This is a genomic window from Paenarthrobacter sp. TAF1 (genome assembly GCF_052113825.1).
Taxonomy (GTDB): domain Bacteria; phylum Actinomycetota; class Actinomycetes; order Actinomycetales; family Micrococcaceae; genus Arthrobacter; species Arthrobacter nicotinovorans.
Genome location: NZ_JBFRDO010000002.1, coordinates 497,899 through 513,919 on the forward strand (window position 1 = coordinate 497,899; position 16,021 = coordinate 513,919).

Here is a 16,021-nt window from a genome sequence, read left to right on the forward strand (position 1 = left end):
CGGCAGTTACGGTGGGGGTCCCGCTCTGGCGTGGCCCGAGGCGACTCCTACGTTGAAGGGGTAAGCCAACTCGGTAACCACCTCCACGATCTCCCCACCTGTCACCACGCAGGATGCCAGGGTTACGTGGTGCTGCCCCACCACGCTTTCCGCCACGGCGCAAGGCTCTCCCGACGTCAGGCCCCGGGCAGCATCGGCTCCTGCAAGGGCCGCGAGGTCGGCAGCAGACGCCGCCCGGGAGGCCATGACCGCTGCTTGTGCCAACAGGAGCAGGCCAAGCAGGAGGGCGATCACCACAGCACCCAAGGCCAGCGCAAGCACCGTCCCGGACCCGCGCTCTGAATCGACGTTGATGGTTCGGTTCCTCATGGAGTTCCCGTCTCTGCGCGAGCGGCCGCCGAAGCTGTCAGGCGCCATGGGATCAACGACCCCAAGGCGCCCCCAACCGGTGATGAGGCAGTGACCGTGAGCCAGCTGCCGTCGTCGGTCACTGACGACGTGACGTCCTTCCCCGCAAGCCGTCCGACGGTATCTTTCACCGAGTCAATGGACTCGTCCCGTGCTGCGGCCCTGGCTCCGGCCCTCACAGCCTCTTCCAGCCGCAATTGTGTGAGGCCGGCAGCGCCGCCTGCCAACAGGAAAGCCAGTAGCAACACCACAGCCGGCAAGGCGACAGCGAACTCGGCAGTGACGGCGCCCCGCTCCCGCGCTGCTGCGACCACTCTCCTGCGGGCAGGCAGCACTTCTGTCATGGCAGCGACAAAGCCGTGCGGATGACGTTGAGCAGGAAGCCCCGGACTTCTTCGCTGCGCAGGATGACCACGAGCAATCCGGCCAGGCCAACGGCGGCCAGGGTGGTGATCGCGTATTCGGCGGTGGCCATACCCGTTTCCGAACCCATCAACCCTTTCAGGGGGCCGGTCCGTGGGCGACTGTTCGAGCGGCGGCCTTGCCTGGTTCGCAAACGCACGGATGTTGCGCCCGGTTCGGGATCCCGGAGCGCCACAACCCCTTGGCTTGACTCGGCCTTACGGGCGGGGAGGGATGGGACACTTGGGCCGATGAGCTCGGCGAGGGGCGGGCTGACTGTTGTTTTCACGGTTTGTTCCTTTCAAGGGATGCCAGCATTCACTGGCTGCTTTGACTCTTCCGCGGCCCGGGCAGGCCTCGGAAGAACCGGATTCCTGCAAGTGGAAAACCCCTACGGATCGACCGCATGTGGAGGAGCAGTGCCGCGGAGCGCGGCCGAGCGACGGCGGAACGTCCGCTTCAGGCCGCGGGAAGCATGGCGATCAGTACGGGCACGATGCCCAGGCAGATGAAGGCCGGAAGGGAGCAAAGCCCCAACGGCACCACGAGTTTCACGCCCAATGCCGCGGCACGTTTCTCTGCGGCCCGGAAGTGCTCGCGCCGTTCCCTGGCTGCCTGCGCAGAGAGGATCGACGCGGAGGGAGCTCCGGTCAGAGCGGCGAAGGCGAGGGCATCCCTCAGGCGCAGCGCCTCAGGGGCGTGTCGCTGAGGCGTCTGCCACGCGGTTTCCCAGTCGGCGCCAATGGCCAGCGCCGCTACAACGGGTCTCAACGAGTGATTGATCGGGGGCGACGCCGCTCTGGCGAGGAGTTCCAATGCCCTCCCTATCCCCGCCCCGGCATCCAGCATGGAAGCCGTCAGCTCCAACATCATGGCGGTGTCGCGAAGGCCATCCACTGCGGCGCTCACGGCCTCCCGAGCCTCGCCGTCCGACGCTGTGCCGGGCATACTTGATGTCCCGGGCACACTTGATGTGCCGGGTACGCTTGATGTCCCGGCCCGATCTGCAAGGAGCCGGCTTGCGCGGTGCCGGAGCGGGAATGAAACGAACGCTGCGAGCGCCAGGACGCCCATCATCAAGAGGACCCATGCTCCGGGCATCAGTTTCCTCCCACCGCGGCTGCAACCAGCTTCGACGACCAGATGCGTCCCGCTGCTGTGAGCAGAAGCCCGGTCGCGAAAGTGGCAATGCCCCAGGGGTTGTCCAGCAGGATACCCAGGGGGTCCACACCCAGCGCCATGCCGAGCGCCAGCCCGAGCAGCGGCAGCCACGACAGCAGCCGAACGGTGGCCTTCGGCCCCGCGAGCGCTGTTTGGCGTGCCGCCTCGGCATCCTCTTCGGCTTCCAGTTGTGCCGCGAACCGGGCCAAGAGCTCTGCCAAGGGGCATCCACTGCTTTCGGCAACGTCGAGGCAGGCAGCCAGTTCCATCCACACCCTGCGCTCGGAGCTTCCCCGGGATGGGTAACTCTGCGCTGCAGTTCCGCGGATCGCTTCAGCCGGGGAATTTCCCACGCTGGACGCGGCCCGCGCCGCAGCCAGTACTTTTAGCGACGTGGCGGAAAGCGAGGCAACACCGCCTGCGGCATGGGCAGGCGCGGCAGCTTCCCCCGAGGATCGGGAGGCATGGACAAGCCACAGTTCTTCCCATAGCCGTGACGTCCCACGGCCACCGCGCAGGAGTGCTGCCAATTGTTGGACCAGGACCACAAGGGGCAGACCCCCGGGAGATCGATGACGCCGCAACCGCAGGAACGGGAACTGGAGTGGCGAACGGGCGAGAGCCTCCCCTTCAATGCCCAGGCTGTTCGCCAGGCGGCGGCGATCAGACCGGTTGCTCCGGAACTGCAGCCAGGCAGCCAAAGCCAAGGCGAGGACGAAGACGACTGTCATGGTTGGTGGTTCAGGGAAAGGCGACCGGAGAGTTCCGGCCACGCCGGTCCGTGCGATATCCCGGTTGGACCCAGGCTGAGGGCGGAGACCACTTCCGGTCCTTTCGGGGTTTGGGTCATCACTCCGATGGAAGCCACCCTGCGTCCGGAGTGGTTCCTGGCCACATGGATGATGGCGTCCAGGGCCGAGGAGACCTGCAACCGGACGGCCTCGGCGTTCAACCCGGCTAGCGCGCCGAGGGCAACAAGGCGCGCGGGCACCGCTTCAGCTGTGTTGGCGTGAATGGTGCCACCGCCACCGGTATGGCCCGTGTTCAAGGCCGTCAGCAATTCACGGACCTCAGCACCCCGGCATTCCCCGACGATCAGCCGGTCCGGCCGCATGCGCAGCGCCTGGCGGACCAGTTCGCCCAGGTCCAACGTGCCTCCACCCTCAAGATTTCCGTGGCGGGATTCAAGGCTGACAACGTGGGGATGGACCGGGTTGAGTTCTGCAGCGTCCTCAATCAGCACCATGCGTTCGCCCGGATCGCTGAGGCCCAGCAGGGTGGACAGGAGGGTGGTCTTCCCTGATCCCGTGGCGCCGCTGATCAGGAAGCTCAGCCTCTGCGCGATGATGGCACGGAGAACCGCCTCCACCCTGTCGCAGAACATGCCGCTTTCCCGCAGCTCCGACAGTGTGAAGACTTCTTCCCGACGAATGCGGATGGACAAGAGAGTTCCGGCGGTGGAGATGGGAGACAGCACTGCGTGCACCCGGTAGCCGCCCTTCAGCCGGACGTCCACGCACGGGGAACCATCGTCCAACCGGCGTCCCCCTGCGGCGACCAGCCGGGATGCGAGCGATCTGACCTGGTGCTCGGCGTCAAAACGAAGTGAGCTGCGTTCCAGGCCTCGCCCGCGGTCGAACCACACCGAATCCGGTGCATTGACGAAAATGTCAGTGACGGCCGGGTCGTGGGCGAGCTGCTGTAAAGGTCCGAGCCCGTTCAGTTCGGCATTGATCGATTCTGCGGCTTCCAAAGCTCCGGCAGTGCCCAGCAACCTGCCGCTGGCCTGCACAGCTGCTGCCACCGAGGAGGGAGTGACTGGTCCGTTGTTGGCAAGTACCGAGCCGCGAACCGTTTCAAGCAGTACCGAGTCCAGTTTCGGGTTCTGACGGCGGCGTGGACCGTCAACGAAGCGGCTCACTGGATTGCTCCGTTCAGCTCCAGCACCTCGTCCGTGAAGCGGCTGACGCTCTTGCGTCTGCCCATTTCAAGCAGGCGGCCCAGTTCCGTGCCTGCGGCGACGCCACGCACCTCGGGAACAACGCCGACCAATGGAAGCCCGAGCGATTCGGCGATGAAGGAGGGGCCGACGGGCGATGCGTTGCTCCCGCGCACGATCAGCCCTGTCTCCACGGGTGGAAGTTCGTTCAGGATCCGGGCGGATGCGACTGCAGACCTGAGGTGGGCGGTGGTCAGCAACAACATTTTGTCGCAGTCCCACGCGAGTCTTCCCACGCCTTCGCCGCTGCGTCCGAGGTCCACGATGATGAGTTCGAACCCCCGGCGCGCAGCGTCCATGATGGCGGCAACGGCACCCGCATCGGGACTCTTCACCGCTTCCCGCGTACCCGGCCAGGACAAGTACGCGAACCCACCGGCGGCAGGCAAGGAATCCCTGAACTGGGCAGGATCAATACTCCCCCGGCTTTCCTGGAAATCCGGCCATCGAAGACCCGGGACAGACCCGTCCGTCAGGGCAAGTTCCAGTCCACCTCCCCAAGGATCTCCGTCAATAAGGAGGGTACTGACGCCTTCCGAGGCTGCGGCCTGGGCAAGCCAGATGGCCGCTGTTGACGCGCCGGCGCCGCCGCAACCGCCGACGATCCCCGTCACTGTTCCTCCGGGGTCGGGCGCTCCGGACATGCTCAGATACTCGGCCAGCCAAGCGGCTGCCTCCGGAAGGACTGCCACCCGGTCGGCCCCCAGCGCAGCAGCCAACCTCCAAAGCCCGTCTCCTTCACCCGCCCTGCCCAGCAGTACTGAGGGCGGCCGCCGTCGAGGTGGCAGTTCACGAACATCGCTGCCCACCAAGACAACGTCCGCGCTGTCCCATCCGTGGACGGCTTCGGTCACGCTGACGGCTGTTCGAAGCGTTCCACCTGCCGCGGCCACCACCCGTTTTGCCTCCTCCTGGAGGTACGGATCCGCCGAAACGAGGAGTACCCCGGAGGCATCCCGGGGCAGCCACGATCTGTTCGGCTCACCTTCCGTTGCGGGGCTGATGGATTGCCGGTGCCTACGATTTCGCTTGCTCATGGAACCACAGTGGCCGAATCCCGGAACCCCGGTAAGGAGCGGCCGCCCGTATGTGCAAAACCCCGCCCACGCGATGCGCCAACAAGGGATGTGGAGGACAACTAGCGCGCAAAAAAGTCCCGCTGTACACCGGCAGCGCAAGCAACAGGGCAGAATGGAACGCATGTATTTGCTGCTCGCCGCCCACCCGGATGGCGCAGCCATACAGCGGCTCTCCCCCACCGGGAAGGCAACTGCCGACGCACGCGTCCTCACCCGTGGTGAGCTGGCCGGCGTCGTCCGTGAATTCGAAGCCCAGCGGCCCCGCTGGGTGTGGCAACGCGCGCAGGACTGGTACCCCGAACTGCTGGCCCAGGGCGTCGAGCTGGAGCGGTGCCACGACCTGGCGCTGTGCGGGGCAATCCTGGCGCACTCGGAATTCACCGCCCACACGGACTATGCGAAGAATGCGGTCAAGCTCACCCAGGACGACGACGGCCCTCCCCGCATCCTCCAGCCGCCACCACCGCCGGCGGACCAGGGCGCCCTCTTCGAGGACCTTTCCCCGGCGGCTCCGGGGGCTGGGCTGGCCGAACTGAAGGCGGAGTTCGCGGCCCAACAGCAAGCGGTCGCCGACCTGACTACTGACAACCAATGCAGGCAACGGCTGCAGTTGCTGCTCGCAGCGGAATCGGCGTGCGCGATCATTGCCGTCGAAATGCAGCATGCCGGGGTTCCCTGGCGTGAGGAGCTGCATCAGCAGATCCTGGCCGACGTGCTCGGCCCCCGACCGGCACCCGGACACAGGCCTCCTGCTTTGGAAGCTCTCTGCGCTGAGTTGCGGACCATCCTCAACTCCCCCGGTCTGAACCCCGATTCCCCGCAGGATCTGATGCGCGCCCTCCACCGCAACGGCATCGAGGTCAAGAGCACACGGCAGTGGGAACTCCAGGAGTCCAAGCACCCGGCCATCCAGCCGTTGCTCGCCTACAAAAAGCTCTCCCGGCTGCACACAGCCAATGGATGGGCATGGTTGGATGCGTGGGTCCGTGATGGACGGTTCCATCCCGAATACGTGGTGGGTGGCGTGGTGTCAGGCCGCTGGGCCTCGCGTGGTGGAGGCGCCCTGCAGATCCCGCGCAATATCCGTGCAGCGGTCCATGCTGACCCGGGACACAAACTGATCGTGGCTGACGCGTCGCAGTTGGAGCCCCGGGTTCTGGTGGCCTTGGCCCAGGACACAAAAATGGCCGAGGCTGCCCGCGACAAGGACCTCTACGCCGGCATCGCAGCCCAAGGCTTTGGCGGCGACCGGGCGAAGGCGAAGATTGCATTGCTGGGTGCGATTTACGGCGCCACCACCGGCGAATCAGGCAGGCTGATGCCCCAATTGGCCCGAATGTATCCCCGCGCCGTGGGGTTCGTGGAACAGGCAGCCCGCGAGGGCGAGGCCGGCAGGACTGTCACCACCCGGCTTGGCCGGAGCAGCCCGCCGCCCTCTGTCGGCTGGCTGCGGAGCCAGCAATCGACCACCGCCGAGGAACAACGCCGGGCGGACAATCTGGCCCGCTCACGCGGCCGCTTCACACGCAACTTTGTCGTCCAGGGTTCTGCAGCTGAGTGGGCTGCCTGCTGGCTCGCGGAATTACGACGCCGGTTGCGGGCTTTGCGCTCGGAAGGGTCGCCGTCCGGGGAGCTCGTGTTTTTCCTTCACGATGAGGTGATGGTCCACGCCCCCGATATCGCCGTGGACGCCTGCATCCGTGCCATTGAAGAGTCCGCAGCGGCTGCGAAAGAGCTCATGTTCGGCCGGATCCCGGTGGAGTTCCCGGTGAGCGTCGCCGTCGTCGAATCCTATGACAAGGCGAAATAGCCGCACAGTAGCCGCCAGGTTGAACACTTTCCAGTCACATCTCGCCGTATGAGGCGCGATGACCCACGAATGACGGTTGACTTTGGTTCGCCGCCGCTTGCCGATATTTTCACAGTGTGGGCAGCTTCAGCGACCCACAGGGCATGCAGGAAAGCATCACAAGGGGGAAAAGCATGGCAGGCAGGTTTGAAATTCTCAAGGAAAACGATCGGGCATACCGGTTCCGCCTCACGGCAGCCGATGGAACCGTGGTGGCGGAGTCGCCGACGTTCCCGCACCTTGACGGCGTTGTGGCCGGTATCAAGGCCGTTCGGGAGAATGCGGCCACCGGCTTGATCGTGGACCGTTCGACGCCGGCACGCAAGGCCGCCTGAACGGTTGCACCGGCGGCGCCGTCAGAGGTCGAGGTGGTGAAGGTTGGCTCTGTCCCAAGGCACGGTCCAACCCAGCTCGTCGAAGAGGCCGCTGAGGACCATACCGGTGAAGCCCCACACCAGCACGCCGTTGATGGTGAAGCCCGGGCTTGTGTAGGTTCGGCCCAAGCGGGAAATCGTGGCGGTGACGCGGTTGGCAGGGTCCAGCAGATCCCGGACCGGAACCCTGAACACCTGTGCCGATTCAGCGTAGTCCACCACACGGACAGGCGACGGAGCATCCCACCATGCCAACACCGGCGTTACCCGGAAGTTGCTGCGGATGAGTCCAAGCTCCGGGATCACGCCAAGGACGCGGACACCGCCGGCATCCAGCCCCGTTTCTTCTACTGCTTCGCGCAGGGCGGCTGCCACCACTGACTCGTCTTCTGGGTCCACGCTCCCGCCCGGGAATGCCACTTGCCCCGGGTGGTCATCCAGGGTGTGCGCCCGTTCCAGCAGCAGGACGTCAAGGTCTGCGGGTGCGATCTGCCGTCCTGACTCGGCGGGAACATCATCAAGGACGCCAAAAAGCATGAGGACGGCAGCTGCGCGGTTGGTCTCGGCCGTGACCGGGAGCAGGTCCCATAGGGCGGAATCCTTCTGCTGACCCGCCTCAAAACGGGACACCAGCGCGGTCAGTTCCTCCAGCGCGGTCACCCGGGCCTCCTTTGCGATTCCATGCGGATCTCCGCGGCGCGGTCTGTCTCGGCCAGCAGCCTTTCCAGCAATTCCTCGTTGCCGGGGGCCAGCTCATACTTCAGGAGTTTGGCGGCCTTGACGGGGTCCGTTTCGCCTTCCCCGTAGCTGGGGCACAGGCTGGCCACCGGGCACGCGCCGCAGGCCGGCTTCCGGGAGTGGCAAACCCGCCGTCCGTGGAAAACCACACGGTGCGACAACATGGTCCAGTCCCGGGGTTCAAACAATTCGGCGACATCAAATTCGATCTTGACGGGGTCGTCGGACTCCGTCCATCCGAATCTGCGGGCCAGGCGGCCAAAGTGCGTGTCAACGGTGATTCCGGGAATCCCGAAGGCGTTTCCCAGGACCACATTGGCGGTCTTGCGCCCGACACCAGGGAGCGTCACCAGGTCCTCAAGCCTGCCGGGGACCTCGCCGTCGTACTCATCCACCAGGCGCGTGCTCAGCGCCAGGACGTTCCGGGCTTTGGCCCGGAAGAAGCCCGTCGGCTGGAGGATCGCCTCCAGCTCGGCGGGCTCGGCTTCGGCCATGGCCCGGGCATCGGGGTAGCGGGCGAACAGGATCTTGGTGACCTGGTTGACCGCGACGTCCGTGGTTTGGGCGGATAGGACCGTGGCCACCACCAGCTCGAAGGGATTCCTGAAGTCCAGCTCCGCGTGCGCGTAGGGATACTTCTCAGCGAGGACCCTGTTGATCTTGCGGGCCCTGCGCTTGAGTGCAAGGAGGGAGCCAGCTTCGGCGATGGCCACGGCGTCCCTGCCTAGCCGCGTTCGATGTTGCTGAGCTCCCGGAGAACCCCGACCTTGCCGTCGGTGTCCTGGACCAGGAACTCATGGCCACGGTCTTCGAGCGCGAGCACCCAGCCGCCTGGTTCGATGACGAAGGCGGGAGCGCCCGATTGTTCGTCGTATGCGGTGCGGGGCTGGGCCACGGCGAACCAAAACGCCTCGTACTGCGGCGCGTCGGACTCTTCCGGCCGGCTGGCGGGATCCACTGTTGCGCCGATGGAGTCGCTGACCTTCCGGGTGTCTCCGGAGACGATCGGGGTGGCCATGGTGGCAGCCCACGGCTGTTGGGTGTCGGCCTGCTGGGCTCCTGTCTGCGGCGCGGAGGGCTGCTGTGCGGCCGGCTGCTGCGGGTGCTGGGTGGTGGCCGGTTCGGCAGCCACGGGCCGGGAGACCGCGGACTCGTCCGCGGTCTGCTGATCCTTCACGGCGTCTGCGCGCTCCGGCGACGTCGCTGACCCGGCGTGTTCAGATACGGCAGCGGCTTCGGGGCCGGCAGCCGGCTCCCCAAAGGGCTTGGAGTCGGCAGAGTGCACGACGGCGGGAGCTTCCGTTACAGGCGACGGCGTGCTTCCGTAGGTTGCCGGCGGAGCAAAGGGGCTGGCGACGGCATTGGCACTGCCAGTAGCGGAGTTTCCGGTGCCGGGAGCACCCGCGCCCGGGCCGGCTGCAGATGCGGCAGTGGCAGCGGGACCGGATGCCGGGTACGCCGCTGAGGACCCTTGATAACCCGCACCCGCGTTGGCAGCGCCCGGAGTGACCGTTGACGTCGTCGCGGTGGGCTTGGGAGCCTTGGGCTCTTTCGGTGCCTTGGGTGCAACCGGCTTGCGGCTGGGCACCGCTGCTTCACGGGCGACAACATGGGCCGGAGTCGCAGCGCGGCCCTTGAAATCGGCGGACAGCAAGGGCAGGTGCGGGGCAAGGACCGTCGCGGCCAGCAGGCCCACGGAACCAATCAAGCCCAGAAGCACGCTGCCATTGAAGTCAATGGCAAGGGTCAGGAAGAACAGGGGGAATGCAAAGGACGCTGTCACGGAGGCGAACTGATCGATGGACAGCGAGCCAACCCGGATGATCGTCCCCGGCTGCAAGCGCCGGGCGACGAAGAGGGCAACAACAACCAGGGGCAGGATGATGCCCAGCAGGAGGAAGAACAGGTTTCCGAGGTTCCACAGGTTGTAGAGCGAGCCGAACATCGGCAGGAGGGACGCGACGAACATCAGCAGCGTCGAGCCAAAGACGGTGAGGTCCCGGATGGTGAAGGGGCCGGCGACGGCGTCGAACTTGGCGGCGCCGTTTGTTGTGGCATCGCTTTTTCCCGGCACGGCAGAGGTGTCCTCCGCAGCGGCGTTGCTACTTGCTGCTGTGGCCGTTCCAGCCGTGGTGTCCGGTCCCGTCGGCTGTGAGTCGTGCGGTCCTGGGCTCAGCTGGTTCATGTATTTCTCCTTCGTACGGCGGCGCCTTGGGCAGTCCGGTCCGGTGATCCACGCGGGATTCCGCGGCAACACCGGACACGCCTGAAGATGCGTCCCAAGACTTCTTCAGCCTATGCCACCCCACTGACAGCCTTCTAGCTGAAAACGGTCATACTGCCCGGCCCACAGGGAACTCCAAGGTTACTTACAGAATCCGGCACGCCTTCCGGGGTCCGCAGCGGCAGGGGGCACCGCCGTCGGGCGTCATGTAAGCGTTTCCTCGACGCCCAAGGTGCCATTCGGCGCTAAAAATGCGCCGCTCGCTGCCACGTTTGTGACCACGCACACGTAGGACCTTTCGAGGCGATAGTGTGGAAGGCGGACAATACTCTGCGGACCTCACGGCGGGCTCCGCGCAGCAAAGATCGATGAATAATGAGGTTCACCATGTCCCAAGACACCACCGGATCCACGGCCACCGCTGCAGCTTCTTCGGCTCAGAACGGGCAGGCCCCACACGTAGAGGCGCTTGAAAACCTCCTTCACGAGAACCGCAAGTTCGCGCCTTCGGAAGAGTTCGCCTCGAACGCGATCACGTCAGCGGATGCCTATAAAGAAGCTGAGGCTGACCGCCCGGCTTTTTGGGCCAAACAGGCCCGCGAGCTGCTGACCTGGGATAAGGACTTCACCGAGGCCCTGGACTGGTCCAACCCGCCGTTCGCGAAGTGGTTCGTCGGTGGCGAGATCAACGCGGCCTACAACGCGCTGGACCGGCATGTGGAGAACGGCCTGGGCGACCGCGTCGCCATCTACTTCGAGGGTGAGCCCGGTGATACCCGCAGCTACACGTACGCGGAGCTGACCGAAGAGGTCAAGAAGGCCGCTAACGCCTTCAAGTCCCTCGGCGTGGCCAAGGGTGACCGTGTGGCCGTGTACCTGCCCATGATCCCCGAAGCGGTCATCACGTTGCTTGCCTGCGCCAGGATCGGTGCTGTGCACTCCGTGGTGTTCGGCGGTTTCTCCGCTGACGCGTTGCGTTCCCGGATTGAGGACGCCGAAGCCAAGCTGGTGGTCACCGCTGATGGCACCTACCGCCGCGGCAAGCCCTCCGCCCTGAAGCCGGCCGTTGACGAAGCCCTCTCCAAGCCCGGTCATACGGTCCAGAACGTCGTGGTGGTCAAGCGCAACGGCGAGGACGTCAACTGGGTCGAAGGCCGCGACCTCTGGTGGTCCGACACCGTGGACAAGGCATCCAACGAGCACACCGCCGTCGGGCATGACTCCGAGCACCCGCTGTTCATCCTCTACACCTCCGGTACCACGGGCAAGCCCAAGGGCATCCTGCACACCACCGGCGGCTACCTCACCCAGGGCGCCTACACGCACAAAGCCGTGTTCGACCTCCACCCGGAAACGGACGTGTACTGGTGCACCGCCGACGTCGGATGGGTCACCGGCCACTCCTACGTCACCTACGCGCCGCTCATCAACGGCGCCACCCAGGTCATGTACGAAGGCACCCCGGACTCCCCGCACCAGGGCCGCTGGTGGGAAATCGTGGAGAAGTACAAGGTCTCCATCCTCTACACCGCCCCCACCGCGATCCGGACGTTCATGAAGTGGGGCCGGGACATCCCGGACAAGTACGACCTCTCCTCCATCCGCGTCCTCGGCTCCGTGGGTGAATCCATCAACCCCGAAGCGTGGATGTGGTACCGGGACGTCATCGGCGGCAACGCCGGCAAGAACGGCGAGAAGAAAGAACACCCGGCGCCGATCGTGGACACCTGGTGGCAGACCGAAACCGGCGCGCAAATGATCGCCCCGCTGCCCGGCGTCACCGCCACCAAGCCCGGCTCCGCGCAGGTTCCGCTGCCCGGCATCGCCGTGGACGTGGTGGACGAAAACGGCCAATCGGTAGCCAACGGCGAAGGCGGCTACCTGGTGGTCCGCGAACCGTGGCCCTCCATGCTCCGCGGCATCTGGGGCGACCCCGAGCGGTTCAAGGACACCTACTGGTCCCGCTTCGAGGCCATGTACTTCGCAGGCGACGGTGCCAAGAAGGACGAAGACGGCGACGTCTGGCTCCTGGGCCGCGTGGACGACGTCATGAACGTCTCCGGCCACCGCCTCTCCACCACCGAAATCGAATCCGCCCTCGTCAGCCACCCGTCCGTCGCGGAAGCAGCAGTGGTCGGTGCCGCTGACGAGACCACCGGCCAGGCCGTCGTCGCGTTCGTCATCCTCCGCGGTGACGCCGTGAACAACGGCGACGAAACCGTGCTGGAACTGCGCAACCACGTGGGCAAGGAAATCGGACCGATCGCCAAGCCCAAGCAGCTGCTGATCGTCCCGGAACTGCCCAAGACCCGCTCCGGCAAGATCGTGCGCCGTCTCCTCAAGGACATCGCAGAAGGCCGCGACACCGGCGACGCCACCACCCTGGCCGACCCCGGAATCATGACCCAGATCGCCGAGTCGCTGCGCAAGTAGCGTCCCGGACCCGGCATAACGACGTCGCCGCCCACCTCCCGGGGTGAGCGGCGACGTCGTGCGTTTAATGGCGTCGTCACGCCTTTAAACGGGGGCCGCGCCATAGACTGGAGCCAGACTCAGACCCATGTTTGACGAGGATCCCAGAAAGGCCCTGATGCTTCAGGCAGCACGCCACTCCGCCATCATCGATGCCGTCCAGCGCGAACGCGTGGTGCGGGTCTCTGATCTTGCCCAACAGCTGGGTGTCTCCCCCATGACCGTTCGCCGGGACATCGAAGCCCTCGAGGAAACGGGCCGGGTTGAGCGCATCCATGGCGGAGCCAAGCTGCCCGGCGACGCCAGCACCCACGAACCCGGATTCGAACTGAAGTCCACGCAGCTTACCGCCGAAAAGCATGCCATCGCCGTCGAGGCTGCTTCCATGGTCCAGGAGGGCATGGCGATTGGCCTGAGTGCGGGTACCACCACCTGGGCCCTGGCCAAGGAACTGGTCAATGGGCCCCGGATCACCGTGGTGACCAACTCCGTGCGGATTGCGGATCTTTTCCACCACGGCGCTTCCTCGGGCCCTGGCCGCTTCGGATCCACGGTGATCCTGATCGGCGGCGAGCGCACTCCGTCGGACGCCCTGGTAGGCCCGATCGCCACCGCTTCGCTGAAGCAGCTCCACCTTGACCTGCTTTTCCTGGGTGTCCACGGCATGGACGCGCAAGCCGGTTTCACGACGCCCAACCTGCTGGAGGCAGAGACCGACCGCGCCTTCATGGCCTCGGCACGCAGCACCGTTGTCCTTGCCGACCACAGCAAATGGGGTGTGGTGGGCATTGCCTCGATTGCCCAGCTGGAAGAGACAGATGAACTCATTACAGACTCGCTTCTTGGGGAAGATGCGCGCCGCGTACTGGTTGAAAGCGTCGCGAAACTGAGGATCGCGGAGGCGTAAGCCCTCATACCCCGGGTGGAGGCGGGCACGCAGAGTTCACCCGGTAGACGGACGCTGCGGCGTGGGCTCATTGGCGATGCTGGTCTTATGAACGCCATCCTCCACGCTCAGCAACTCACCAAGCACTACCCCGGCAGCATCGCCCTGGACCACGTGGACTTCACTGCGAACGCCGGGGAATCCATCGCGATCATCGGGCCGTCAGGTTCGGGCAAGACGACGCTTCTGCATTGCCTCGCCGGAATTTTGAGGCCCGACGCCGGCTCCATCACCTTGAGCACTCCCTCGGCGCCGCTCCGGTTGGACAGCCTGGGAGACGCGGCACTCTCGCGCCTGCGACGCGAAGAGTTCGGCTTCGTCTTCCAGCAGGGAATGCTCCTGCCGGAACTGACTGCCGTGGAGAACGTCGCCCTGGCGTTGATGCTGAACGGCACCGACCGCCCGACGTCCGAGTCCCGCGCTGCGGAGTGGCTCGCGGCCCTGGGCCTGGCGGGTATGGAACAGCGCCGGCTCGGTGAACTGTCCGGCGGACAGGTCCAGCGTGTGGCCATCGCCCGTGCCCAGGTGACAGGTGCCAGGGTGGTCTTTGCCGATGAGCCCACCGGCGCCCTGGACTCGGCAACGTCAGCCGAGGTCCTTGATGTGCTGCTGCACTCTGTGGCCGCCAACGGGCGGACCCTGCTGGTTGTCACCCACGATCCCAATGTGGCTGCGCGCTGCCAACGCGTGGTGGAACTCCGCGATGGCAGGATCGTGGCGGACAGCGGCAGCACCGTTGCCAGTCCGGTCCAGACGGCTCACGCGACCACTAACTTCAAGGGTGCCTTCAATGTCTAGCCTCAGCCTGGCCCTGCGCCTCACCCCGTATCTCGCGCGAAGCAGTGGCAGTAGCCTCCGCGAAACCGCCCTTCGCGACGCCGGGCTGCCCATCCTTGCCTTCGGGACCGTCACTGCCCTCCTGCTCACCGTGGCCGGTGGCTCACAGGTCTTCTGGTCCTGGACTGACGACATCGCCGGCACTTACCAGGCCTTGGCCGTCGTCGCCATGGTCCTGCTCATCATCCCGTTGCTGACCCTCGGCGCCTCAGCCGCGCGACTGGCCGCCCGGCGTCGTGATGACCGCTTGGCTTCCTTGCGTCTGCTGGGCGCGAACAGCGCGACGGTGGTCTGGATGACGGTCATTGAGTCCACGGCCCTGGCAGCTGTAGGCGCGGTGGCTGGTGCCGGACTGTACGCCTGCGCGGCTCCGTTCCTGGGCCTGATCCAGTTCCGCGGTCAGGCGATCGGCGGCCACGCGTGGTTGTCCGTTCCTTCCATCCTGGGCTGTGTCCTGGCGGTCTGCGTTCTCGCAGCGGCGAGCGCCGCGTTGGGACTGCGGAAGGTGGTGGTGACGCCGCTGGGCGTCCGGACCAGGCAGACGGCCGACGGCGCCCATTGGGTTCGCGGCCTCATTGCGGCTGTTGTTGTGGTGACCGGAGTGGTGGCGATGGGGATGCTCAGCAGCTTCGGGGCCTTCATTGTGATCATCGCCGTGATGGGCGGCTGCTTCGGTTTGGCCCTCCTGGCGCTGAACCTCATGGGCCCCTGGATCCTGCGCCTGCGGGCATCCTCGCAATTGAAGCGTGCCAAGGGTCCGGAGCAGTTGTTGGCTGCAAGGACCGTGCTGGAGAGTCCCAAGGAATCGTGGCGGCAAGTTGGGGGCGTCGCGATGACCAGTTTTGTGGGAGTCTTCGTCGGGGTGGGCATGGCGGTGGCCGACACCATGGGAGGCAGTGCGGGGGACGAAACCGCCCTGCTGGTCCGGGACATCAATACCGGCGTGATGATCACGCTGCTGGGTTCGTTCCTGATGGTGGCATGCTCAGCCGGGGTGAACCAAGCTGCGGCAGTCCTTGACCGGGCCTCGACACTGGTAGCCCTGGACCGGGTGGGAATGCCCCGGAAACTGATGGTGGCGGCACGGGTCAAGGCGGTGATGTCGCCCCTGTTCCTGGTGGCGGGCATTTCCGCAGCCGCTGCCGCGCTCCTGGTCCTGCCGCTGACAGGTGCCGTCCTGTTGACCCAACCTGTGGTGTTCCTGACCATCGGCGGGGTGTTCGCGGCCGGCTTCCTGCTGGTCCGCCTGGCTGTCGCGGCCGGCACTGCGCAGATCGGCCAGGTGCTGGCCCGCCCGGAACGCTACGCGAGCATAGACTCRTAGCCCCCTGCCCGCAGGCCCCGCTGCCCGCGCCGAGGTGGCACTTGATGACAGTGTTTGCATGGCGGTTTCAGCTTGCTAGTGCAACACCATCGATTAGTTTGGTCAGTCTTTCAGTTGGGGTGTCCCATTGGAGTGTTTGACGCGGTCGGATGTTGAGCAGGTGCTGGGTGTGGGCGAGTTCTTCGTCGCTGACCTGGTTGAAGTTCGT

The 16,021-nt window shown here is 65.7% G+C and carries 16 protein-coding genes and 1 pseudogene; 6 read left to right on the forward strand and 11 right to left on the reverse strand.

Annotation, left to right across the window (positions count from 1 at the left end; all coding sequences use genetic code 11):
- Positions 1-6: 6 nt before the first annotated feature.
- The 7 genes from AB4Y81_RS04380 to ssd all read right to left on the reverse strand — a co-directional run bounded on the left by AB4Y81_RS04380 (position 7) and on the right by ssd (position 5,007).
- A complete protein-coding gene (locus AB4Y81_RS04380; protein WP_039242804.1) occupies positions 7-369 on the reverse strand; it encodes an Rv3654c family TadE-like protein in 363 nt (120 codons plus the stop codon).
- Positions 366-752 carry a TadE family type IV pilus minor pilin gene (locus AB4Y81_RS04385; RefSeq protein WP_064721414.1) on the reverse strand — a complete coding sequence of 129 codons (387 nt, stop codon included), beginning with the start codon at positions 750-752 and terminating at the stop codon, positions 366-368. Before AB4Y81_RS04385 ends, AB4Y81_RS04380 begins: the two co-directional genes overlap by 4 nt.
- Positions 749-1,099 (reverse strand): DUF4244 domain-containing protein, encoded by a 351-nt coding sequence (locus AB4Y81_RS04390; protein WP_441995407.1) that lies wholly within the window; start codon positions 1,097-1,099, stop codon positions 749-751. Before AB4Y81_RS04390 ends, AB4Y81_RS04385 begins: the two co-directional genes overlap by 4 nt.
- Positions 1,100-1,269: 170 nt before the next feature.
- Positions 1,270-1,911 carry a type II secretion system F family protein gene (locus tag AB4Y81_RS04395; RefSeq protein ID WP_441995408.1) on the reverse strand — a complete coding sequence of 214 codons (642 nt, stop codon included), beginning with the start codon at positions 1,909-1,911 and terminating at the stop codon, positions 1,270-1,272.
- Complete coding sequence (locus AB4Y81_RS04400) at positions 1,911-2,702, reverse strand: hypothetical protein (protein WP_441995409.1); 792 nt, start codon at positions 2,700-2,702, stop codon at positions 1,911-1,913. Before AB4Y81_RS04400 ends, AB4Y81_RS04395 begins: the two co-directional genes overlap by 1 nt.
- Positions 2,699-3,892, reverse strand: coding sequence for a TadA family conjugal transfer-associated ATPase (locus tag AB4Y81_RS04405; RefSeq protein WP_441995410.1), 1,194 nt, complete (start codon positions 3,890-3,892; stop codon positions 2,699-2,701). The genes AB4Y81_RS04400 and AB4Y81_RS04405 overlap by 4 nt, the downstream gene beginning before the upstream one ends.
- Positions 3,889-5,007 carry a septum site-determining protein Ssd gene (ssd, locus tag AB4Y81_RS04410; protein ID WP_441995411.1) on the reverse strand — a complete coding sequence of 373 codons (1,119 nt, stop codon included), beginning with the start codon at positions 5,005-5,007 and terminating at the stop codon, positions 3,889-3,891. The genes AB4Y81_RS04405 and ssd overlap by 4 nt, the downstream gene beginning before the upstream one ends.
- A 163-nt stretch (positions 5,008-5,170) precedes the next feature.
- On the opposite strand from ssd, the gene AB4Y81_RS04415 reads away from it, so the two are divergent.
- On the forward strand, positions 5,171-6,859 hold the full coding sequence (locus AB4Y81_RS04415) for a bifunctional 3'-5' exonuclease/DNA polymerase (RefSeq protein WP_441995422.1): 1,689 nt from the start codon (positions 5,171-5,173) through the stop codon (positions 6,857-6,859).
- Positions 6,860-7,032: 173 nt separating this feature from the next.
- Positions 7,033-7,233 carry a YegP family protein gene (locus tag AB4Y81_RS04420; RefSeq protein ID WP_179128305.1) on the forward strand — a complete coding sequence of 67 codons (201 nt, stop codon included), beginning with the start codon at positions 7,033-7,035 and terminating at the stop codon, positions 7,231-7,233.
- 21 nt (positions 7,234-7,254) lie between these two features.
- Here AB4Y81_RS04420 and AB4Y81_RS04425 read toward each other — a convergent pair whose 3' ends face one another.
- Genes AB4Y81_RS04425 through AB4Y81_RS04435 form a run of 3 tightly spaced genes read right to left on the reverse strand, consistent with a single transcriptional unit; the run spans position 7,255 to position 10,195 of the window.
- Positions 7,255-7,932 (reverse strand): NUDIX hydrolase, encoded by a 678-nt coding sequence (locus AB4Y81_RS04425; protein WP_018777034.1) that lies wholly within the window; start codon positions 7,930-7,932, stop codon positions 7,255-7,257.
- Positions 7,929-8,723: an endonuclease III gene (nth, locus tag AB4Y81_RS04430; RefSeq protein ID WP_018777035.1), complete on the reverse strand. Its 795-nt coding sequence runs from the start codon at positions 8,721-8,723 to the stop codon at positions 7,929-7,931. Before nth ends, AB4Y81_RS04425 begins: the two co-directional genes overlap by 4 nt.
- Positions 8,724-8,734: 11 nt before the next feature.
- Positions 8,735-10,195 carry a hypothetical protein gene (locus AB4Y81_RS04435; RefSeq protein ID WP_441995412.1) on the reverse strand — a complete coding sequence of 487 codons (1,461 nt, stop codon included), beginning with the start codon at positions 10,193-10,195 and terminating at the stop codon, positions 8,735-8,737.
- A 426-nt stretch (positions 10,196-10,621) separates the two neighbouring features.
- On the opposite strand from AB4Y81_RS04435, the gene acs reads away from it, so the two are divergent.
- The 4 genes from acs to AB4Y81_RS04455 all read left to right on the forward strand — a co-directional run bounded on the left by acs (position 10,622) and on the right by AB4Y81_RS04455 (position 15,813).
- Positions 10,622-12,667 (forward strand): acetate--CoA ligase, encoded by a 2,046-nt coding sequence (gene acs / locus AB4Y81_RS04440; RefSeq protein ID WP_441995413.1) that lies wholly within the window; start codon positions 10,622-10,624, stop codon positions 12,665-12,667.
- A gap of 157 nt (positions 12,668-12,824) precedes the next feature.
- On the forward strand, positions 12,825-13,613 hold the full coding sequence (locus AB4Y81_RS04445) for a DeoR/GlpR family DNA-binding transcription regulator (protein WP_441995423.1): 789 nt from the start codon (positions 12,825-12,827) through the stop codon (positions 13,611-13,613).
- An 87-nt stretch (positions 13,614-13,700) separates the two neighbouring features.
- Positions 13,701-14,450, forward strand: coding sequence for an ABC transporter ATP-binding protein (locus AB4Y81_RS04450; protein WP_275776090.1), 750 nt, complete (start codon positions 13,701-13,703; stop codon positions 14,448-14,450).
- Complete coding sequence (locus AB4Y81_RS04455; RefSeq protein WP_441995414.1) at positions 14,443-15,813, forward strand: FtsX-like permease family protein; 1,371 nt, start codon at positions 14,443-14,445, stop codon at positions 15,811-15,813. Before AB4Y81_RS04450 ends, AB4Y81_RS04455 begins: the two co-directional genes overlap by 8 nt.
- A 67-nt stretch (positions 15,814-15,880) precedes the next feature.
- On the opposite strand, the pseudogene AB4Y81_RS04460 reads toward AB4Y81_RS04455, so the two are convergent.
- Positions 15,881-16,021, reverse strand: a pseudogene (locus tag AB4Y81_RS04460) (IS30 family transposase); the annotation flags it as partial.